At 69.1% G+C, this 20545-nt stretch carries 18 protein-coding genes; 10 read left to right on the top strand and 8 right to left on the bottom strand.

Features of this window, described 5'->3' with window-relative positions; translation table 11 throughout:
• Positions 1-14: 14 nt before the first annotated feature.
• Positions 15-1013: a 4-hydroxy-3-methylbut-2-enyl diphosphate reductase gene (ispH, locus tag U6958_RS27470; RefSeq protein WP_016454293.1), complete on the bottom strand. Its 999-nt coding sequence runs from the start codon at positions 1011-1013 to the stop codon at positions 15-17.
• Between the two features lies 1 nt (position 1014).
• Complete coding sequence (locus U6958_RS27475; protein WP_047219241.1) at positions 1015-1485, bottom strand: peptidylprolyl isomerase; 471 nt, start codon at positions 1483-1485, stop codon at positions 1015-1017.
• Positions 1486-1582: 97 nt separating this feature from the next.
• Between U6958_RS27475 and radC the strand changes: the two genes are divergently transcribed.
• Complete coding sequence (gene radC, locus U6958_RS27480) at positions 1583-2263, top strand: DNA repair protein RadC (RefSeq protein ID WP_016454292.1); 681 nt, start codon at positions 1583-1585, stop codon at positions 2261-2263.
• 62 nt (positions 2264-2325) lie between these two features.
• Positions 2326-2985 carry a Smr/MutS family protein gene (locus U6958_RS27485; RefSeq protein ID WP_016454291.1) on the top strand — a complete coding sequence of 220 codons (660 nt, stop codon included), beginning with the start codon at positions 2326-2328 and terminating at the stop codon, positions 2983-2985.
• A 30-nt stretch (positions 2986-3015) separates the two neighbouring features.
• Here the strand turns inward: U6958_RS27485 and U6958_RS27490 are convergent, their stop codons facing one another.
• Both U6958_RS27490 and U6958_RS27495 read right to left on the bottom strand, forming a co-directional pair.
• Positions 3016-4299 (bottom strand): MFS transporter, encoded by a 1284-nt coding sequence (locus U6958_RS27490; RefSeq protein ID WP_043824820.1) that lies wholly within the window; start codon positions 4297-4299, stop codon positions 3016-3018.
• Positions 4300-4334: 35 nt separating this feature from the next.
• Positions 4335-4817: a MarR family winged helix-turn-helix transcriptional regulator gene (locus U6958_RS27495; RefSeq protein ID WP_074923656.1), complete on the bottom strand. Its 483-nt coding sequence runs from the start codon at positions 4815-4817 to the stop codon at positions 4335-4337.
• A 105-nt stretch (positions 4818-4922) separates the two neighbouring features.
• Here U6958_RS27495 and U6958_RS27500 point away from each other — a divergent pair, with 105 nt between their 5' ends.
• Positions 4923-5540, top strand: a complete 618-nt coding sequence (locus tag U6958_RS27500) for a PaaI family thioesterase (RefSeq protein WP_074923655.1) — start codon at positions 4923-4925, stop codon at positions 5538-5540.
• 72 nt (positions 5541-5612) lie between these two features.
• Here U6958_RS27500 and U6958_RS27505 read toward each other — a convergent pair whose 3' ends face one another.
• A complete protein-coding gene (locus U6958_RS27505) occupies positions 5613-7691 on the bottom strand; it encodes a bifunctional 2',3'-cyclic-nucleotide 2'-phosphodiesterase/3'-nucleotidase (RefSeq protein WP_074923654.1) in 2079 nt (692 codons plus the stop codon).
• A gap of 713 nt (positions 7692-8404) precedes the next feature.
• Between U6958_RS27505 and U6958_RS27510 the strand changes: the two genes are divergently transcribed.
• The gene (locus U6958_RS27510; protein ID WP_074923653.1) at positions 8405-8803 is read left to right on the top strand and encodes a hypothetical protein; all 399 of its coding nucleotides are present in this window, start codon (positions 8405-8407) and stop codon (positions 8801-8803) included.
• Positions 8804-8867: 64 nt separating this feature from the next.
• The gene (locus tag U6958_RS27515; protein ID WP_013803865.1) at positions 8868-9758 is read left to right on the top strand and encodes a LysR substrate-binding domain-containing protein; all 891 of its coding nucleotides are present in this window, start codon (positions 8868-8870) and stop codon (positions 9756-9758) included.
• A 380-nt stretch (positions 9759-10138) separates the two neighbouring features.
• On the opposite strand, the gene U6958_RS27520 is transcribed toward U6958_RS27515, so the two are convergent.
• Positions 10139-11527, bottom strand: a complete 1389-nt coding sequence (locus U6958_RS27520; protein WP_074923652.1) for a hypothetical protein — start codon at positions 11525-11527, stop codon at positions 10139-10141.
• A gap of 145 nt (positions 11528-11672) precedes the next feature.
• Here U6958_RS27520 and U6958_RS27525 point away from each other — a divergent pair, with 145 nt between their 5' ends.
• Together U6958_RS27525 and U6958_RS27530 are read left to right on the top strand one after the other, a co-directional pair.
• Positions 11673-12602 (top strand): LysR family transcriptional regulator, encoded by a 930-nt coding sequence (locus U6958_RS27525; RefSeq protein WP_074923651.1) that lies wholly within the window; start codon positions 11673-11675, stop codon positions 12600-12602.
• Between the two features lie 3 nt (positions 12603-12605).
• The gene (locus tag U6958_RS27530) at positions 12606-13535 is read left to right on the top strand and encodes a tripartite tricarboxylate transporter substrate binding protein (RefSeq protein WP_074923650.1); all 930 of its coding nucleotides are present in this window, start codon (positions 12606-12608) and stop codon (positions 13533-13535) included.
• 64 nt (positions 13536-13599) lie between these two features.
• Here the strand turns inward: U6958_RS27530 and U6958_RS27535 are convergent, their stop codons facing one another.
• A complete protein-coding gene (locus U6958_RS27535; RefSeq protein WP_074923649.1) occupies positions 13600-14463 on the bottom strand; it encodes a DMT family transporter in 864 nt (287 codons plus the stop codon).
• A 123-nt stretch (positions 14464-14586) separates the two neighbouring features.
• Here U6958_RS27535 and U6958_RS27540 point away from each other — a divergent pair, with 123 nt between their 5' ends.
• Complete coding sequence (locus tag U6958_RS27540) at positions 14587-15966, top strand: PLP-dependent aminotransferase family protein (protein WP_016450111.1); 1380 nt, start codon at positions 14587-14589, stop codon at positions 15964-15966.
• Here the strand turns inward: U6958_RS27540 and U6958_RS27545 are convergent.
• On the bottom strand, positions 15963-16550 hold the full coding sequence (locus U6958_RS27545; RefSeq protein WP_012203814.1) for a TetR/AcrR family transcriptional regulator: 588 nt from the start codon (positions 16548-16550) through the stop codon (positions 15963-15965). The genes U6958_RS27540 and U6958_RS27545 overlap by 4 nt on opposite strands.
• A 95-nt stretch (positions 16551-16645) precedes the next feature.
• On the opposite strand from U6958_RS27545, the gene U6958_RS27550 reads away from it, so the two are divergent.
• Both U6958_RS27550 and U6958_RS27555 read left to right on the top strand, forming a co-directional pair.
• The gene (locus U6958_RS27550; RefSeq protein ID WP_013803871.1) at positions 16646-17842 is read left to right on the top strand and encodes an MFS transporter; all 1197 of its coding nucleotides are present in this window, start codon (positions 16646-16648) and stop codon (positions 17840-17842) included.
• A gap of 169 nt (positions 17843-18011) precedes the next feature.
• On the top strand, positions 18012-20537 hold the full coding sequence (locus U6958_RS27555) for a TonB-dependent receptor (RefSeq protein ID WP_074923648.1): 2526 nt from the start codon (positions 18012-18014) through the stop codon (positions 20535-20537).
• Positions 20538-20545 lie beyond the last annotated feature (8 nt).

The raw sequence follows: 20545 nt of genomic DNA on the forward strand, positions 1-20545 counted from the left end.
GCTGCGCCTGCGGTTCAGCCGCCCGTCTCGGGCTGCTTGCCCACGGAGATCTCCAGGCCCGTGGCCGCGTCGATCTTCAGACCCTTGGGCAGCGGGAACTTCACGGTCTCCTCGATGCCATCCATCTTGCGCACCGACAGCGCGCCCAGCTGGCGCAGGCGCTGGATGACCTCGTCCACCAGCACCTCGGGCGCCGAGGCGCCGGCCGTCAGGCCCACGCGCCCGGCATTGGCAAACCATTCCTCGCACAGCTCGCCCGCGTTGTCCACCATGTAGGCGGGCGTTCCCAGGCGCGCGGCCAGCTCGCGCAGGCGGTTGCTGTTGGAACTGGTGGGGCTGCCCACGACGATGAGCACATCCACCTGCGGCGCCAGCACCTTGACGGCGTCCTGGCGGTTTTGCGTGGCGTAGCAGATGTCCTGCTGCTTGGGCTCGCGCACCTGCGGAAAGCGCGCGCGGATGGCTGCCGTGATGCCTGCGGCATCGTCCACCGACAGCGTGGTCTGCGTGACCACGGCCAGCTTCTCGGTCTGGCGGGGGGTGACACGGGCCACATCGGCCTCGTCCTCGACCAGGTGGATGCCCTCGGACAGCTGGCCCATGGTGCCCTCGACCTCGGGATGCCCCTTGTGGCCGATCATCAGGAACTCGTAGCCTTCCTTGGCCAGCTTGGCCACTTCCACATGCACCTTGGTCACCAGCGGGCAGGTGGCGTCGAAGATGGAGAAACCGCGCCTGCGCGCCTCCTCCTGCACTGCCCGGCTCACGCCGTGGGCGCTGAACACCAGGGTGGCGCCGGGCGGCACGTCGTCCAGCTCCTCGATGAAGATCGCTCCCTTGGCCTTGAGATCGTTGACCACGAAGGTGTTGTGCACGATCTCGTGGCGCACGTAGATGGGCGCGCCGAACTTGGCCAGCGCACGCTCCACGATCTCGATGGCGCGGTCCACGCCGGCACAGAAGCCCCGTGGCTCGGCCAGCAGGATTTCCTGGGGCGAGGTCGTATCCGGCACCTCAGAGCACCCCGATGATCTGCACTTCGAAGGTCACCGGCTGGCCGGCCAGCGGGTGGTTGAAGTCGAACAGCACGGCGCCGTCCTCGCGCACCTGCACCACGGCGCCCGCGTAGCTGCCCAGGCCGTCGGGCGTGGGGAACTGCACCACGTCGCCGGGCGCGTACTGCTCGTGCGGGTCGCCCAGCTCGTTCATCAGCTTGCGCGCCACCCACTGCATCATGTCGCCGTTGCGCTCGCCGAAGGCTTCGCCGGCCGGCATCTCGAACGTGGTGCGCGTGCCTTCGGCCAGGCCCAGCAGGCGCTGCTCGACGGCGGGCGACAGCTCGCCCGCGCCCAGGGACAGCGTGGCGGGCTTGTCGTTGAAGGTGTTGATCACATCGCCTGCAGGCCCGGACAGGCGGTAGTGCAGCGTGAGGAACGAGCCGGCCTGGACCGTGGGGTGGGCCGGGAAAGAAGCGCTAGAGGTCATGGAAGTCCCGATAAACTGGCCCGTATTGTAGAAAAACATCCATGTCCCCACGCCCCGTGCAACGGTGCCCCTGCGGCGCCCCTCACCTGGCTGAACCATGGCTCTCAAAGACCTGCCCGCCCAGGCCCAGCCGCGCGAAAGGCTCGCGGCACACGGCCCCTCGGCGCTTTCCGACATCGAACTGCTGGCCATCGTGCTGCGCACCGGCATGGCCGGCAAGGGCGTGCTGCAGTTGGCCCAGGAACTGCTGCAGCTGCCCGGCCGGCCCGGCCTGTCCGGGCTGCTGCAGGCCGGGCACGCCGACCTGAAGGCCATCAAGGGGCTGGGGCCTTCCAAGTGCGCACAACTCCTGGCCGTGCTCGAACTGGCGCGCCGCGCCACGGCCGAGCAACTGCGCGAGCGCCCTGCCCTGGCCTCGCCCGAGGCCGTGGCGCGCTACCTGCAGCTGCACCTGGCGGCACGCCAGCACGAGGTGTTCGCCGTGCTGTTCCTGGACAGCCAGCACCGGCTGATCGCGCTGGAGGAGATGTTCCGCGGCACGCTCACGCGCACCAGCGTCTACCCCCGGGAAGTGGTGCTGCGCGCCCTGCACCACCACGCGGGTGCCGTCATCCTGGCCCACAACCACCCCAGCGGCCATGTCCAGGCCAGCGCTGCGGACAGGGCCGTCACGCAGAGCCTGCAGGCTGCCCTGGGCCTGATGGACATCCAGGTGCTGGACCATGTGATCGTCGCGCCGGGCGCCGCGCTGTCCATGGCGGGCCAGGGGATGCTGTAGGACCCCGGCTGGGCCCGCCATGGCCGCCGGGGTGCCGAAATTGCGGTACAACCGGCGTCACCATGACTTTGAAAGCCACCAGCCTGCAGGACCTCGCGCCAGTGCGCCGCGCACTGGCCGAAGCCGCCGCCCAAGAGGCCCTGCTCCAGCAGCAGCGCGCCGAGACGGCGCGCCGCCTCCTGGCCGAGCAAAAGCTGTTCGAAAACACCGTGGGCCCGGTACATGCGCTCAAGTCCGCGCACGCCCGCCACCTCCATGCCCCCGAGCCCCCCGAGCCGCTGCCCCTGCAGCTGGAGCTGGACGAGCAGCGCGTGCTGCAGGAGGCCATGAGCGACGAGTTCGACGTCAGCACCCTGCTGGACACCGACGACCAGCTCAGCTTCCGGCGCCCCGGCATCGGCCTGGACGTGACCCACAAGCTGCGCGCCGGCCAGTGGAGCATCCAGCGCCAGCTGGACCTGCACGGCCTGCGCGTGGACGAGGCGCGCGAGGCGCTGGGCCAGTTCATCCGCCTGTCGCACCGCACCGGCATACGCTGCGTGCGCGTGGTGCACGGCAAGGGCCTGGGCTCGCCGGGCAAGACCCCCGTGCTCAAGGGCCGCGTGCTGCGCTGGCTGGTGCAGAAAAAGGAAGTGCTGGCCTTTGTGCAGGCCCGCCCGGCCGAAGGTGGCGCGGGCGCCCTGGTCGTCCTGCTGCAGCCGGGCAAGCGCCAGCTGTACTGAGGGCGTGGATGGCGTGAGCGGTGATGGGGCTCAGGCCGCGGCCACCGCCGCCGCCTTGCGCGCCCGACCTATCACCAGCGCCATCACCGCCGCCACCAGGCAGGCCAGGCCGGCCGCATACAGCGCGGGCGTATAGGTCAGCAGCAGGGTGCGCGTCAGGCCCGCGCCCCAGGCAGCGGTGGCCGCGCCCAGCTGGTGGGCCGCGAAGATCCAGCCGAACACCAGCCCCACCTTCTGCGGCCCGAAATGCTGGGCCGTGAGCTTGACCGTGGGCGGCACCGTGGCGATCCAGTCCAGCCCGTAGAACATGGCGAACAGGCCCAGGCCATAGAAGGTGAACTCCGAATGCGGCAGCCAGAACAGCGACAGGCCGCGCAGCCCGTAGTACCAGAACAGCAGCTTGCGGTTGTCGTAGCGGTCCGACAGCCAGCCCGACAGCACGGTGCCCACGAAGTCGAAGGCCCCCATCATGGCCAGCACCGACGCGGCGGGCACCGCGCCCATGCCGTTGTCGCCGCACAGCGAGATGAAGTGCGTCTGCACCAGGCCGTTGGTGGACAGGCCGCAGATGAAGAAGGTGCCCGCCAGCAGCCAGAAGGTGCGGTTGCGCGCGGCCTCGGCCAGCACCTTGAAGGGCGTGCCGAAGTTCATGGCCATGGCCGGTGGCGGCGGGGCCGAGGCATCGCCGCCAAAGGGCACCAGGCCCAGGTCCGAAGGCCGGTCCCGCACGAACAGCAGAGCCAGCACGGCAATCAAGGCGCTGGCCACGAACACCGGCACCGTGGCCGAGCGCCAGCCCCAGTGCTCGATCATCCAGGCGGCCAGCGGCAGGAAGGCCAGCTGCCCCGTGGCCGCACTGGCCGTGAGCACGCCGATGACCAGGCCCCGCCGCGCCGCAAACCAGCGGTTGGCCACCACGGCGCCCAGCACCAGCGCCGTCAGGCCCGTGCCCATGCCCAGCAGCAGGCTCCACAGCAAAAACAGATGCCACAGCTGCGTGGCCTGCGTCACCATCGCCATGGCGCCGCCCACCAGGGCCAGGCCCATGCACATCACGGCACGCAGGCCGAAGCGCTCCATCATCACGGCCGCAAACGGCCCCAGCAGGCCGAACAGCGCAAAGCGCAGCGCCAGGCTGCTCGATATCTGCTCCGTACTCCAGCCGAACTCGCGCGACAGCGGCTGCAGCATGGCGCCCGGCAGGCCCAGCGCCGCCGACATGGTCAGCATGGTGAGGAAAGTGATGGCCGCGACCAGCCAGCCGTAGTGGATGCCGCGCCGCTGCAGCCAGCGCGCCGTGGAGTTGGAGAGCATGGGAGTCTCTTCGGGGGTTGGGAATTCGGTAGGGCCTACGCCTGCGGGCCGTCTGCAGCGTTGCCATCGCCATTGCCGCCATCGAGCAGCACCAGGCATTCGTCGATCAGCGCATGCAGGGCCGCCACGCGCTCCAAGCCCACGCGGGCGTTGAGCTCGTTCTGTGCGGTCTTCCAGCTTTGCTTGGCCTCTTCGCGCTTGGCCTGGCCCGCGTCGGTGATGTGCACCAGGCGGCTGCGCTGGTCCTCGCCCTGGCCCATGCGCACCCAGCCGGCGTCGATCAGCGGCTTGAGGTTGCGCGTCAGCGTCGAGGCGTCCATGCGCATGCGCCGCGCCAGGTCCGAGGGCCGCACCGGACTGGCGGCCAGCACATGGCTGAGCAGCGAGTACTGCGTGATGCGCAGCCCCGTCTCGTTCAGATGGGCGTCATACACCTGGCCCACGCTGCGCATGAGCTGGCGCACGCGGTGGTTGGTGCAGCCCTGGGGCACGGCGAGGATGTCTGGATTCACTGGCATGGCGCAGATTATTGCATATACAACTGTTGTAGATACAATAATATCCACGCCGCCATCCCAGACAGCCTGGCGCCCGCACTTTTCCCAATGAAAGAGAGACATTCCATGGACACCCGCACCCACTCCCCGGAGCAGGCCGCCCACAGCCTCACCTCCGGCGCCACCTCCAGCGCCACCGGTGCCATCTCCCCTGCCCTGCAAGCCTGGCTGGACGAGGAACAGGCGGTCACCCTCCGGCTGGACGCCGGCCCCGGCGCAGGCGTGTCGCGCCCCGACCAGGTCGCAGGCCGCAGCGGGCTGGAGCTGATGCAAGCCATGCTGCGCGGCGAACTGCCCTACCCGCCCATTGCACGCACGCTGGACTTCATGCTGATTTCCGTGGGCGAAGGCAGCGCCGTCTTCCAGGGCCGCCCCGGCGCCAACCACCTCAACCCCATGGGCACGGTGCACGGCGGCTGGTTCGCCACCTTGCTGGACTCGGCGCTGGGCTGCGCCGTCCACACCTGCATGCCGCCGGGCCGGGGCTACACCACGGCCGAGCTGGGGGTGAACCTGGTCAAGGCCCTGACCCCGCGCGTGCCGCGCGTGCGCGCCGAAGGCCGCGTGCTGCACTGCGGCCGCCAACTGGCCACGGCCGAGGCGCGCCTGGTCGGCCCCGATGGCACGCTCTACGCCCACGCCACCACCACCTGCCTGGTGTTCGAGATGCCGCCTGCGCGCTGAAGCCCGTTCGGCACAAGCAAAAAAGCCCCGTGCCAGATGCACGGGGCTTTTTTGTTGCTTGCCTGCCGGAACTTACTTCGACAGATCCAGGCGGTACTTGGACGTGCCCTTGCCCGAGCCGTCATCGGCCGCCACCAGCGAGATGTTGGCCAGGCCCGCCGCCTGCGCCACCGGCAGCGCGTTGGCGCCGGAGCTGAACACCACGTTGGCCGAGGTGGCCACCTTGGTGAAGCGCCAGCTCTTGGCCGCGCCATTGGCGGCGCGCGTGATGCTGCCCTTCTTGCGCACGTAGCCGATCACCACGTCGCGGTTGGCGTCCGGCGAGGCCCAGATGGCGCTGGAGCCGTCGAGCTTGGCGATGAAGCTCTTGCCGCTGGTGGCGCGGTAGTTGTTCGTGGCGATCACGAACTCCTGCGCGGGGTCGATGGCCTTGCCCAGGTACTGCAGGTTCTTGATGCGGCTGCCCACGGGCTGGGTCACGTCGATCTCGTACTGCACATCGGCCGTGGTGAACATGTCGAAGTTGTAGCCCGGGAAGGTGCTGATCAGCTGCTGCTCACCCGTCTTGGCCGGATCGATCTGGTTGAAGCGCTTGGCAGCGGCCTCCAGCCAGTCCTTGATGTCGGCGCCATTCACCTTCACCGCATACACGGTGTTGGGGTACAGGTACAGGTCGGCCGCGTTGTAGATGGCCAGCGGGCCCACGGCCACGTCGGTGTAGTCGGCGCCGCCCTGGAAGCCCGACTTGAACGGCGCGCTCACCGACAGCACGGGCAGCTGCGCGTACTGCGGCAGGCTGGCCTTCACATAGTCGGCCACATAGTCGCGCTGCGCCTGGTTGACGATCTGGATGGCGCCCGGGTCGCCCACATCGGCGAACAGCGTGCTCATGCGGAAATCCGTGCTGCCGATGGGCGTCTTCACGTACTGGATGGCGGCCTGGTGCTGGCTCTCGATCAGCGGCGCCACCGTCGGGTCCACGGCCACGTAGGTGGCCTTGCCTGCGGCGTCCTTGCCGGTCTGGATATTGCGCAGCTCGCTCTTGCCCGCGCTCTTGTCCACGCTCCACTGCTTGCCGTCCCACTTCAGCGCCAGCTGGATCACGCCCAGCGCCTTGCCCCAGGAACTGGCCATCACCGACTGCACGCCGTTGATGGTGCCCGCCTTGTTGTCCACGCCCGCCTGCGTGAACGCCGGCGTGGCCGCCGTATCGGGGAACACGCCGTGCTGGTGGCCCATGACCATGGCGTCGATGCCGGCCACCTTGCTCAGGTGCAGGCCGGGGTTTTCCATCGTCGGCGAGTAGGCCGCGCCGTCCAGGCCGCCGTGCAGCATGGCCACCACCACGTCGGCGCCCTTGGCGCGCATCTCGGGCAGGTACTTCTGGGCGGACTCCACGGCACCTTCGGTGTAGAGCCTGCCCTCCAGATAGCGCTTGTCCCAGTTCATGATGCCCGGCGTGGTGAAGCCGATCACGCCGATCTTGATGGGCAGTTCCACCGCCTTGCCATCCTTGTCCTTGGCCGCGATCTTGCGCTCCAGAATCACGTAGGGCTGCACCAGCGGCTGCTTGGTCTTGCTGCTGTAGACATTCGACAGCGCCATGGGAAAGCCATTGCCCGCGCACTTGACCGACTTGTCCACGCCGTCCACGTCCAGGCCGCCGCCCAGCACCTGGTTCAGGAAGGGCAGGCCGTAGTTGAACTCATGGTTGCCCAGCGTGCCCGCATCGAAGCCCAGCGCGCCCATGGCCTTGTACATGGACAGCTGCTGCGTGCAGGGGATCTTGGCCACCTCGGCCTCGTAATCGGCCAGGGCCGTGCCCTGGATGGTGTCGCCGTTGTCCACCAGCAGCGTATTGGCAAACTCCTTGCGCGCCGCGCGCACCAGCGTGGCCGTGCGCTCGAAGCCGTAGGAGGCATCCTCGGCCAGCTTGAAATAGTCATAGCTGCGCACATTGAAGTGCAGATCCGTGGTCTCCAGCACGGCCAGCGTGGCCGTCGCGGGCTGGCTGGCCACCGGGGGCGTCGCGCTGTCGTTGCTGTCGCTGCCACCGCAGGCGGCCACCAGCGCGGCGCTGGCCAGGACGCTCAGCGCCAGGCGGCGGGACAGGAGCAGGGATTGCAATGTGGGGAGGTTGCTCAGTGGCATGTGGTTTTTGTGGGGGTGGTGAAGGGGGGGAGTTTGTTGGTGGGGGTTTACAGGGGTGTGACAGCTGGTCTGTTCTGGTCTGGTCTTGGTCAGGTGCTGTTTTTTGTCCCTGCCGGGGGGTTGTTTTTCGAGGCCGGGTTTCGGCCCGGCGGCCGACCTACTTTCCTTTGTTTCGCCAAAGGAAAGTAGGCAAAGCAAAGGCGACCCGGATGTCCGCGACCCCTTCGCTTCGCTGCGGGGCAACCTGCGTCGGGCCACCTGCGGGGTTCGCTGCGGAACTCGCTGCGTTCACTGCGTGAACTCCGCTCAGACAACCGCAGCGAGTCAGATCACGAAGCAGTCCTGTCCTTCGGCAGGACTGCAACCCCGCAGGCGGCCCGACGCAGGCGCTGACATACGGGGAGCTTGCTCGGGCCTTCGCTGCGCTCGGCCTGGTTTCTTGATACGCAGCCGTTAAACTTGCGGCAGGCCGAAAGGCTTGGTGTGTCGTAACACCAATACAGAGGTGCGGCCCCCACCTTGAAGGGGGCTTTGTCATGTCCAGATTCCTGGGGCAGATGCGTCGTCGCGCGTCCGTCTCCAACGGTTTTGGACGGGATGGGCTTACCCGCAAGGATGGCCGCACGTCTGTATACGTGTTACGAACATCCCGTCCACCCGTTGCCCGTCGTACGGTGGCGTGTGGTTCTCTTGATTCATACAGGAACCAAGACATGCACCCTCTCACCGCCGCTCAGGCGGCCCCTCCCCAACCACCTTTTCTTCCCACCTGGCGGCAGGCCATGCACGCCTCGCTGGGCCTGGTGCACAGCACGCTGCAGCAGTTGATCGAACTGATGGTCGACGATCCTGACAGGGACGACAGCGAAGTCGATGTGGACTGCGCCGTGGAGCTGGCGCTGGAGCACATCAAGCGCATGAGTGTCCAGCAGCATGCGGACCGCTATGCCTTCGAGGTGGAGTGGATCAAGGCAACAGCGGCGCTGCGGCTGGCGCAGGGCGCCTTCGGGCGGCCGGAATCACGCTTTGGCCTGCGGCTCAAGGATGCTATCCAGCAGCTGGAGATGCTGCCGGAGCTGGTGGAGTTCGTGGACCAGGACGACGGCGAGTGAACTGTGCGGCGCGCCCGTATCTCTGTGAGAAACTGGCCCGCCGAACACCCCCTTGCCTTCACCCATGGAACTGCGCCAGCTGCGCTACTTTGTCGATATCGCCAAGACCGAGCACCTGACGACATCGGCCAGAAACCTCTATGTCACGCAGTCCACGCTCTCGCATGGGCTGCGCCAGCTGGAAGAGGAGCTGGGCATGGCGCTGTTCGAGCGCATTGGCCGGGGGCTGAAGCTGTCGCAGGCCGGCGTGGTGTTCCGCAACTATGCGGAGCGCGCGCTGCATGAGGTGGAGGCCGGGCGCATGGCGCTGGCCGACCTCAGCGAGCTGCAGACCGGCACGCTAACCATCGGCGTGATTCCCACCTTCCTCAACACCCTGGTCGCCCCGGCCGTGGCGGCTTTCATGCGTGCCTATCCCAAGGTCAACGTGGTGGTGATCGAGCTGCTGGCCCCGCCCGTGGAGCAGGGATTGCTGGACGGCAGCCTGGACCTGGGCGTGAGCTTTCACCCGCCCCAGCGCGCCGAGCTGGACGCGCTGCCGCTGTTCGACGAACGCATGATGCTGCTGGTCAACCCATCGCACCCGCTGGCCGGGCGCCGCACGCTGTCCGTCAAGTCGCTGACCGGCGTGCCCCTGGCTCTGCTGCCGCGCACGTTCTACACGCGCAGCCTGATCGAGGACGGGCTGCGCACCGCAGGCGTCACGCCCTTGCTGCGCGCGGAAATGGGCTCGGTGGAATCGCTGATCGCGCTGTGCCGCTGGGGCGACATGGCCACCATCGTCCCCGAGCGCGCCGCCCAGCAGGCCACGGACATGGTGGCCATCCACCTGGTCGCCCCCCAGCTCATCCGCACCGCCGGCCTGCTGTGGCGCCGAGGCGCCAGCTACAGTGCGGCCGCGCGCGAGTTCGCGGCGCAACTGGCCCCCGCCACCAGAACCAACATGCCCCGCTAAAAAAACCCCTGGCCGAGCGCAGCAAAGGTCCGAGCAAACTCCCCGTATGTCAGCGCCTGCGTCGGGCCGCCTGCGGGGTTGCAGTCCTGCCGAAGGACAGGACTGCTTCGTCAACTGACTCGCCGCAGTTGTCTGAACGGAGCGCGCAGCGCGCAGTGAGTTCTGCGGCGAACCCCGCAGGCGGCCCGACGCAGGTTGCCCCGCAGCGCAGCGAAGGGGTCGCGGACATCCGGGTCGTCTTTCTTTTGCCTCCTTTTCTTCGGCCGGCGTACCGGTGACGAATCAAAGAAAAGGAGGTCGGCCGCCGGGCCGAGACCCGGCCTCGAAAAACAACCACCCGGCAGGGTCAAAAACTAACCCGTTGCAGGGAAAAAACCAGCTCACGGCAAAGAAGGCCGCGCCCTCTCAGGCACCCGGGCCCCCAACGCAGCCGGCACATAAGCCGCATCAAAACTGCACCCCACCCCAAACTTGGCCTCATTAGCAGAACAAGCAGCAGCAATCCCCGCAGCAGTCGGCTTCACCCCCGCCTCCACCCACTGCATCAACGCAGTCATCAAGGTGGGATAGGTCGCATCGCTGATATAGCTGTGCGTCCCCTGCCGCGTAAAGGTCTGCACCAGCCGGTCCCCACTGCCGCCCTGCTGCATCACCGCACGGAACCGCGCATCCAGCTCCACGAAGGCCGTAGGGTCGCTGATCCACTTGGCCGAGAGGACCGGCACGCCAATCCTGCCCACGGGGTCGGTGTCATCGGCGAACTTGCGGTAGGCCGCAGGGTCGGCGCGGTAGCGCAGCACGCCGGCATTGAGTGCGGCATCGTCGGCCGAGCCGGCATAGACCGCACCCTCGTTGCCGAAGGGGCTGGCGCCGCCCGTGCGCTTGGCCGAGATGTCCTGGAAGTGCATGGTGCCCCAGTTCATGTGCGACTGGATGGCGCTTTCGGGGATCTTGATGACCTTGGTGATGGTGTCGATCTTCGCCTGCTGCGCGGCCGTGCGCTGGGCGGCGGGCTTGTCCAGCGCCAGGCATTCGTTCACGCGCAGGGCCACGTCGGCCTGGCGCATCTTGGCGTCAGCGGGCAGGCCCAGGTTGAGCGCGTACTGCGGCTCATTGGGGCGCGGGTGGTTGCCGCACAGGTACTGGTAGACCACGCGCAGATCGGTGCGGAAGTCATAGGCATGGGTGCCGCCGCCCAGCACGCCGCTGGTCAGCAGCACGCCGTCGTAGGGGCGCTCGCCCACGGTCTGCTCGTTGAACATTTCCGCGCCCTTGGCGGCCACGCCCGCACCCCAGGACTGGCCGTGCAGGATGGTGCGCTGCGGCTTGGCCACATGCTGGCGGAAGATGCCGCGCAGGCGCTCGGTGTCCTCTGCGGCGGCGCGCACTTCCACGCCGCCCTGGCGGTAGGTAGAGCCGGCCCAGGCGTAGCCTGCGCGCACCATGATGGACCAGCGCACCAGGTCTTCGGCCGCACGGGCGGCGGTGGGCGCGGCCAGGTCGGGGCCGCCGTGGGCGTGCAGCACCAGGGTGCCGTTCCACTGCGCGGGCTTGGCGATCAGGTAGTAGGCGCCCTTGGAGTCCTGCCCGGCCCAGCAGCTGACGCCCGCAGGAATCTCGGCAGGGCAGGCCGTGCTCTTGGGCGCGGTCTCGATGGAGGTGACCGGCCCGTGCAGCACGGCCGAGCCGCCGCCGCAACCGGCCAGGGCGAGCGCAGCCAGCAGCGAGGCGCTGGCGGGACGCAGGGGGAAATACGCGGATGCTTGCATGCCTTGTCTCCTGTCTTGGCTTCTTGTTGGAAGTCACCTGCCGCGCCGCGGCAAGCGGTCTCATCGGTGACTGGATGGGATTTTGTAGAGGCTTGTCCAATATTTCAAAGATTTTTAGGATATCGGCTGGATACTTTTCACATATATGGAACTGCGCCATCTCCGTTACTTCCTGGCCGTGGCCGATACCGGCCACATCACGCGCGCGGCCGAGCTGCTGGGCATGCAGCAGCCGCCGCTGTCGCAGCAGATCCGCGCGCTGGAGGAGGAGCTGGGCATTGCCCTGTTCCGGCGCCACCCCAAGGGCGTGGACCTGACCGACGCGGGCCTGGAGCTGCAGGGCGAGGCCACACGGCTGCTGGCCGACTTCACCGCCATGCGCGACCGCATGCAGGCCTTTGCGCGCGGCGAGCGCGGGCGCATCCATGTGGGCTTCACCAGCTCGGCGGCGGCCCATGCCTTCACGCCCGAGGTGCTGCGCCTGTGCCGTGGCCGCCATCCCGACATTGCGCTGGATGTGAGCGAGAACAATGCCGCCGAGATCACCGAGGCCGTGCAGGCCGGGCGCATGCACTGCGGCTTTCTGCGCGTGCCGGTGGCCAGGCCCGAAGGCCTGGCGTTCGAGACACTGCTGCAGGAGCCCGCGCTGCTGGCCATTCCCGTGGACCACCGGCTGGCGCGCGATGCATCGCGGCCCGTGGCGCTCAGGCAGCTCGATGGCGAGCGCCTGATCCTTGTGCGGCGCACGGGCGCGCCGGGGCTGTACGCGAACCTGCTGGCGCTGTGCGCCCGGCACAAGGTACAGGTGGAGGTGGCCGCCGAGGTGGAACGCATGATGACCAATGTGAACCTGGTGGCGGCGGGCGTGGGCCTGTCCATCGTGCCGGCCTCGGTGCGCGGCGCCCATCCCGAGGCGGTGGTCTACCGCGCCTTCGAGCCCGCCGTGCGGCTGAGCGCCCCGCTCACCCTGGTGCACCGCGAGGCCGGCACGGAAACCGGCGGCGCAGGACCCGCGGCCACCTTCATCGCCCTGGCGCGCGAGCTGGCGCAGCGCCACCAGGCGCCGGGCGGCTGAGGCATGCGGGCACCGCAAGGCACCGATACCGGCCGGCGCGCCCTGCTGGCGGCGGGCGCCTGCGCGCTGGCCTGGCCCGCCCAGGCATGGCCGGCCCGGCCTGCCTGGCCGGGCGCCAGCGTGCGGATCGTGGTGGCCTACCCCGCAGGCGGTGTCAGCGACATGGTGGCCCGCGCCCTGGCCGAGCAACTGGCGCAGCAATGGGGCACGGCCGTGATCGTGGACAACCGCCCCGGCGCCAGCGGCACCGTGGCGCTGGAGCTGCTGGCGCGCAGCGCGCCCGACGGCCGCACCCTGGTCTTTGCCGCCGCCACCGCCGTGGGCCTGGCCGCAGCCTCCGTGACGCCCGTGGCTGGCGTGATGCGCGTGCCCATGCTGCTGGTGGGCACGCCGGCGCTGAAGGCCGCAGATTTCGAAGGCATGCTGGCCGAGGCGCGCGGCATGCCCGGCGGCATACGCTGGGCCACCACGGGCGAGGGCACGACGGGCCACGCCGTCCTGCAGCGCATAGAGCAGGCCACGCGCATTCCCATCGTGCATGTGCCCTACAAGGGCGGGGGCCAGCAGCTCAACGATGCGCTGGCCGGGCATTTCGAGCTGCTGTCCACCAATGTGGCGCCGCTGCAGCTGCAGGCGCTGCGCGCGGGCCGCCTCAAGGCCCTGGCCGTGGGCGCGCCGCAGCGGCTGGCGGCCCTGCCCGATGTGCCCACGCTGGCGCAGCTGGGCCATGCGCAGGCCAACCTGGATTCGCTGTTCGGCCTGTTCGCGCCGCCGCAGATGGCGCCAGCGCTGGCCCAGCGCATCAATGCCGCGGTGGCCCAGGCGCTGCGCGCGCCGGCCATCCGCAGCCGGCTGGAGGCGGCCAGCAACCAGCCGTTCGAGGGTTCGGCCGCAGAGTTCGCGCAGCAGGTGATGCGCGAGGCCGGGCGCTGACCGCCCTGCATCGCTCCCCCCGCACCACGCTCCCGCACCACGCCCTGCACCACGCCGGACTGGCTCAGCGCGCGTACTTCTTCGCCCCGGCCACGCAGACCACGGCGGCCATGGTGACCAGCACCATGCCCCAGCTCACCTGCTCGTGCAGCAGCAGGGCCGCCAGGCCCAGGCCCATGAAGGGCTGCAGCAGCTGGATCTGGCCCACGGCCGCAATGCCGCCCTGGGCCAGGCCCCGGTACCAGAAGAAAAAGCCGATGAGCATGCTGAACAGCGAGACATAGGCCAGGCCCAGCCATGCGGGCCGGCCCACATCGGCCAGCGATGCCGGCATGCTGAGCAGGGCGGCCGGCAGCATGACGGGCAGGGCCAGCACCAGCGACCAGCTGATGACCTGCCAGCCGCCCAGCGTGCGGGACAGGCGCGCGCCCTCGGCATAGCCCAGGCCGCAGACGATGATGGCAACCAGCATCAGCAGGTCGCCGCGCAGCGAGCCCCCGGCCCCGCCCACGGCCGCATAGCCGGCCACGAAGGCCGCGCCCGCCAGCGAGAACAGCCAGAACGCCGGGCGCGGCCGCTCGCCGCCGCGCAGCACGGCGAACACGGCCGTGGACAGGGGCAGCAGGCCCACGAAGACGATGGAATGCGCCGAGGTGACGTACTGCAGCGCCAGCGCGGTCAGCAGCGGAAAGCCCACCACGCCGCCCAGCGCGCTCAGCGCCAGCGAAGGCATGTCGGCACGCGCGGGCCGGGGCTGGCGCAGCGCCAGCAGCATGGCCAGGGCCAGCAATGCCGCGATGCTGGCGCGCGCACAGGTCAGGAAGGTGGGGTCCAGGTCGGCGACCGCCACGCGGGTGGCCGGCAGCGATCCCGCAAAGATCGCCACGCCGATGAATCCGTTGATCCACCCGCTGCTTGTCTTGTCCATCAAAAAGCTCCTTGGTTTGCAGCAGGCAGTGGGCCATTGCACGGCCGGATCTTCCATAGACAGTCCAATACAATTCAAAAGAACTGTTATGCACACAAATCCACTACAGAAGAGAGAGCAGCCATGCGCAGCGGCACACGCATCCAGGCGGTGATGGAGGACATCCAATCGCGCATTGCCGCGCGCACCTATCTGCCCGGCACGCGCCTGCCCTCGGTGCGCGCGCAGGCGCAGGCCATGCAGGTGTCGGTGTCCACGGTGGTGGAGGCCTATGAGCGGCTGGCGGCCGAGGGGGTGATCGCCTCGCGCCCGGGCTCGGGCTTTTATGTGGCGGGGCCGGTGGCGCCGCTGGCGCTGGGCGGTATCGGGCCGCGCGTGGACAGGGAGGTCGACCCCCTGTGGCTGGCCCGCCAGTCGCTGCAGGCAGATGCCCACGCGCTCAAGCCGGGCTGCGGCTGGCTGCCGCCTTCATGGCTGTACGAGGAAGGCGTGCGCCGCGCGCTGCGCTCCCTGGCGCGCTCGGGCACGCTGGAGCTGACGGAGTACGCAACGCCGCTGGGCCACCCGGCACTGCGCCGCCTGCTTGCGCGGCGCATGGCCGCCATGGGGCTGGAGACCTCGCCCGAGCAGATCCTGCTGACGGAGTCGGGCACGCACTCCATCGACCTGGTCTGCCGTTTCCTGCTGGAGCCCGGCGATACGGTGCTGATCGACGACCCCTGCTATTTCAATTTCCATGCGCTGCTCAAGGCGCACCGCGTGCAGGCCGTGAGCGTGCCCTACACGCCGCAGGGGCCCGACGTGGCCCGGTTCGCCGACGCGCTGCAGGCGCATTCGCCACGCCTGTACATCACCAATTCGGCCATCCACAACCCGACGGGCGCCACGCTGTCGCCACTGGTGGCGCACCGCATCCTGAAGCTGGCCGACAGCTCGGACCTGGTGATCGTGGAGGACGACATCTTCTGCGACCTGGAGACCCATGCGGCGCCCCGGCTGGCGGCCTTCGACGGCCTGTCGCGCGTGATCCAGATCGGCAGCTTCTCCAAGACGGTGTCGGCCTCGCTGCGCTGCGGCTTCATCGCGGCGCGGCCCGACTGGACGCAGGACCTGGCGGACCTGAAGATCGCCACCAACTTCGGCGGCGGGCGCATGGCCGCCGACATCGTGCTGCGCACGCTGACCGACAGCGGCTACCGCAGGCACATGGAGTCCGTGCGGCTGCGGCTGGCGCAGGAGATGGAACGCACGGCCGCGCGGCTGCAGGCCCTGGGCATGAAGCCCTGGCTGGTGCCGCAGGCCGGCATGTTCCTGTGGTGCCAGTTGCCCGGGGGCATGGATGCCACGGCGCTTGCGCGCACCTGCCTGGAGGATGGCGTGGTGCTGGCGCCCGGCAATGCCTTCAGCCAGTCGCAGAGCGCAGGCGATTTCCTGCGCTTCAATGTGGCGCAGTGCTCGGATGCGCGGATCTTCGAGGTGCTGGCGCGGGCGCTGAAGGGCTAGGCCGTTTCAGCCTGCAGCAGGCCGCGCACCCGTGCCTGCACGTGTTCCAGGGACGGCGGCAGGTCGAACAGCACGCGGTAGACGATGGGCGCGGCCAGCGCGTCGATCAGGGTGTCCGCAGCGGGCATCGCCTCGCCACGCCGCGCTGCGCGCTCGCCGATCTGCGCCAGTTGCCCGCGCAGGATTTCCACGCAGGCGCAGGGCGTGTGCTCGTTGCCCGCTGCGGCGGCCATGTCGCGCAGCATGGTGCGGCCCAGCGGCGAGGCCGATTCCTCCAGGAACTGCTCGGCCCAGGCCAGCAGGTCGCCCTCCAGCGTGCCCGTGTCCAGCGGCGGCGCCGTGGGCCGGATGATTTCCACGGCCACATCGGCCAGCAGCTGCTGTATGTCGCCCCAGCGCCGGTAGAGGGTGGACGGCGTCACGCCCGCCTGGGCGGCGATGAGCGGAAAGCTCAATTCCTCGCGCGGCATGGTTTCCAGCAGGCCCTTGACGGTCTGGTAGACCGTGGCCTGGATGCGCGCGCTGCGTCCGCCGGGACGGGCGGGACCGCCTGTTTTGGAAAGGGATGGGACTTGCGTGCTCATGGTTATTAAAGCTAAAAATTTGCGTTAGCAGCGCACAAGCGCAGAATTCGCTAACGCAAAAACTTTGCATTAATTGTGCAGCAGGGCTCTTAACCATGTCGGTACTGCAACCATCCAACTCCACTCCCGCTGCCCGGCCCGGCCGCAGCCTGGCCGTCCTGGCCTTCGGCCTGGGCAGCTTCTTCGCGGCCTCCAGCGCGCCCACGCCGCTGTACCGGCTCTACCAGCAGGACTGGGGCTTTTCCTCCGGCATGCTGACCCTGGTCTTCGCGGTCTATGCGCTGAGCCTGCTGCTGGCCCTGCTCACCACGGGCGCGCTGTCGGACCACCTGGGCCGCAAGCCCGTGATCCTGGCGGCGCTGGTGCTGGAGATCGTCTCGCTGGCGGTGTTCGCCCGCGCGGGCGACGTGCAGGCCCTGGTGCTGGCGCGCGTGCTGCAGGGCTTTGCGACCGGCATGGCCAGTGCGGCCATGGGCGCGGCGCTGCTGGACCTGCACCGCGAACGCGGCACGCTGGTGAGCACCATGGCGCCCATGGTCGGCATGGCGGCGGGCATTGTCGTGGCGGGCGAGTTCGCGCAGCTGTGGCGCCAGCAGCTGGGCCTGGTGTTCTGGCTCATGGCGCTGATCTTCGTGGCCGTGGCCGCCGCCATGGCCGTGCTGCCCGAGACGGGCGCGCGCCGCCCCGGCGCACTGGCCGCCATGCGCCCGCGCGTGCGGATTCCGGGCCAGGCCCGGGCCGACTTCATGCGCGTGCTGCCCATGAGCATCACGGTGTGGGCGCTGGGGGGCTTTTACCTGTCGCTGGGCCCGTCGATGATCCGCTCGGTCACGGGCTCGGAGGTCGCCGCCAGCTTTGCCGTGTGCATCAACACGCTGAGCGCCGCCGCCGCCATCTGGACGCTGCGCAGCCGCGCGCCGCGCGCCATGCTGCAGTTCGGCGGCAGCGGCCTGCTGGCCGGGGTGGCCCTGCTGCTGGTCGGCGCCCATCTGCAAAGCCTGCCCCTGGTGCTGGGCGCCTCGGTGGTGGCGGGCGCGGGCTTCGGCGTGGGCTTCCAGGGCGCGTTGCGCAGCGTGATCCCGCTGGCCGAACCGCACGAGCGCGGCGCCCTGATCTCGGCCATCTACATCGCCAGCTACCTGGCGTTCAGCGTGCCGGCCATCGCGGCGGGCATGGCCGCCGCGCGCTTCGGCCTGTTGCCGGTCACCTATGCCTACGGCCTGATGCTGATGCTGTTCGCGGGCCTGGCGCTGGCGGGGACGCGCCAGCCCAGGCCGGTGGTGGTGTCCTGAGGCATTGATCGAAAAATAAAACCATAGCAATCCAGCCTTATTCCACCTGGTGATCAACGGGAAGTAACGGAGAAAATCTCAGCGGCGGCGCAAAAAAAGTCCAGCCGAACTTGCAGGATCGGCAAGGCTTGTTCGGCATACGGGGAGTCACACCACTTTTCCCAGCCCTATGCCCCGCACCCTCCCCCACCAGCCCCAGGACGGCCTTGCAGCCGCACGGGGCTGGCCTGCGTCCATGGGGATGGCTGGGGTGGCAGCGGTGCTGGGGGTGGCGATGCTGGTTGCCACGGCAGCGGACTGCGTCCATGCGGCGCCGTCCGCCCAGGCCGCCCAAGCCGGCCAGCGCAGCTTTTCGATTGCGGCCGGCCCTCTCACGCATGTGATCGCGCAGTACGCCAACCAGGCTGGCGTTGCGCTGTCGTTTGATGCCGCGCAGCTGGGCCTGCTGCAGTCCCCGGGGCTGCAGGGCAGCTATGGCGTGGAAGACGGTTTTGCCAGGCTGCTACAGGGCACGGCGCTGCAGGCCGTGCGCGAGTCCAGCGGCGTCTACACGCTGCGGCCGCTGCCAGCGGCGGCCTCGGGCACGGGCGGGCAGACGCTGGGCACGGTCACGGTCCGGGCCACGGCGCCGGCCAGTGCCACGACCGAGGCATCGGACAGCTACGCGGCCAGCCTGGTCACGGGCTACAAGGGGCTTCAGTCGGTGCGCGACATCCCGCAGCCCGTGACCGTGCTCACGCGCCAGTGGCTGGACGAGCAGGCCCTGCCCGACCTGCATGCCGTGCTGCAGCACACGCCGGGCGTGACGGTGGAGTACATCGACAGCGAGCGCATCGCCTATTACTCGCGCGGCTACCAGATCGATTCGCTGCAGGTGGACGGGCTCAATGTGAACCAGGTGGCCTCGGCCTCCACCTTCATCCAGCCCGATACGGCCATGCTGGACCGCGTGGAGGTGCTGCGCGGCGCCACGGGCCTGCTGCGTGGCGCGGGCTCGCCCTCGGCCATGGTGAACATGGTGCGCAAGCGGCCCACGGCGCAATGGCAGGGCTCGGCCGCGCTGACGCTGGGTTCCTGGGACCGCCAGCGCATGGAGGCCGACCTGTCCGGCCCGCTGAACGCAGCCGGCACGCTGCGCGGCCGGCTGGTGGCGCTGGCGGACGACAAGGCATCGTTCCAGACCGCGCGCAAGGAAAAGCGCCTGGGCCTGTACGGCGTGCTGGAGGCGGACCTGGGGCCGCGCACCACGCTCACGGCCGGCCTGCAGCACACGGACCTGCAAGCCACGGGCTCCTGGGGCGGCCTGCCTGCCGCCGCCGACGGCAGCCAGCTCGGCCTGCCGCGCAGCACCTACCTGGGCACGCCCTGGAATACCTGGGACCGCCACAACCAGCAGGCCTTTGCCGAGCTGGAGCACCGGATGGACAGCGGCTGGCAACTGAAGGCCCAGGCGGCGCACACGCGCTTTCGGTCGGACGGGTTCAAGCAGACTTCGTTTTCCAGGGCCAGCGACAGCAATCCCTACCTGTTCGACGTGAGCACCTCCATCTATGGCGGCGACGGCAGCACGCAGAACGCGCTGAGCCTGCTGGCCAGCGGCCCCTTCGAGGCCCTGGGCCGCAGGCACGAGCTGTCGCTGGGCGCCGACCTGCAGCGCATCCGCAGCACGGGCGCCACGGGCTACTGGGGCGTGAGCCCGCTGCGCAATGTGGATATCCGCGGCTGGAATCCGTACACCAGCTATCCGGAGCCGTTCTACAGCGAGGGCAACGGCAACGCCTATTCATCGCCCGTGTCCCACATCCACCAGTACGGCGGATTCGCGCGGGCCCGGCTGTCGCTGACCGACTCGCTCACCGCCATTGCCGGCGCGCGCCTGAGCTGGTGGAGCTATCTCGAACCCGGCAATGCCCAAAGCGGCTACAGCCTGCGCCGCGAGCTGACGCCCTATGCGGGCCTGGTGCATGCGCTGTCGGACACGCTCGACGCCTATGCCAGCTACAGCGAGATCTTCAGCCCCCAGGACAAGAAGGCCGCCGACGGCAGCATCCTGGCGCCCGCCCGGGGCGAGGACCTGGAGGCCGGGCTCAAGGGCAGTTTCATGGACGGCCGGCTGCAGGCCAGCGTGTCGTTGTTCCGCATCCAGCGCGTGGGCAGCGCCATGCAGGACACGGCATCGGCCATGCCCTGCCTGCCGTACTACCCGACCAGCCACTGCTTCATGGCCGGCGGCAAGAGCCGCAGCCAGGGCTGGGAGCTGGAGCTGTCCGGCGAGCCCGCGCCAGGCTGGCAGGTGCTGGCCGGCTACACCTACACCCAGGCCAGGTACCTGCGCGACGCCTCCGAGGCCAACGTGGGCCAGCCGCTGCGGCCCGTGGACCCGCGCCATGCGCTGCGCCTGTTTGCCAGCCACCGCTTCAAGGGGCCCTTGCAGGGATGGACCGCAGGCGCCGGCGTGCGGCTGCAAAGCGATGCCTACGCCAGCGTGGGCGATGCAACCACCCGCCAGGGTGGCTATGCGCTTTTTGACGCGCTGCTGGCCTACCGCCTGGACGACACCTACTCGCTGCAGCTGAACGTGAGCAACCTGCTGGACAAGCGCTACTACGCCAAGTTCTCGCCCAACAGCACCTACTTCAACAACTACTACGGCGATCCGCGCAACGTGACGGTGTCGCTGCGCGCGCGCTTCTAGGGCCACGG

Source organism: Delftia lacustris (assembly GCF_040267515.1).
GTDB lineage: Bacteria > Pseudomonadota > Gammaproteobacteria > Burkholderiales > Burkholderiaceae_C > Comamonas > Comamonas tsuruhatensis.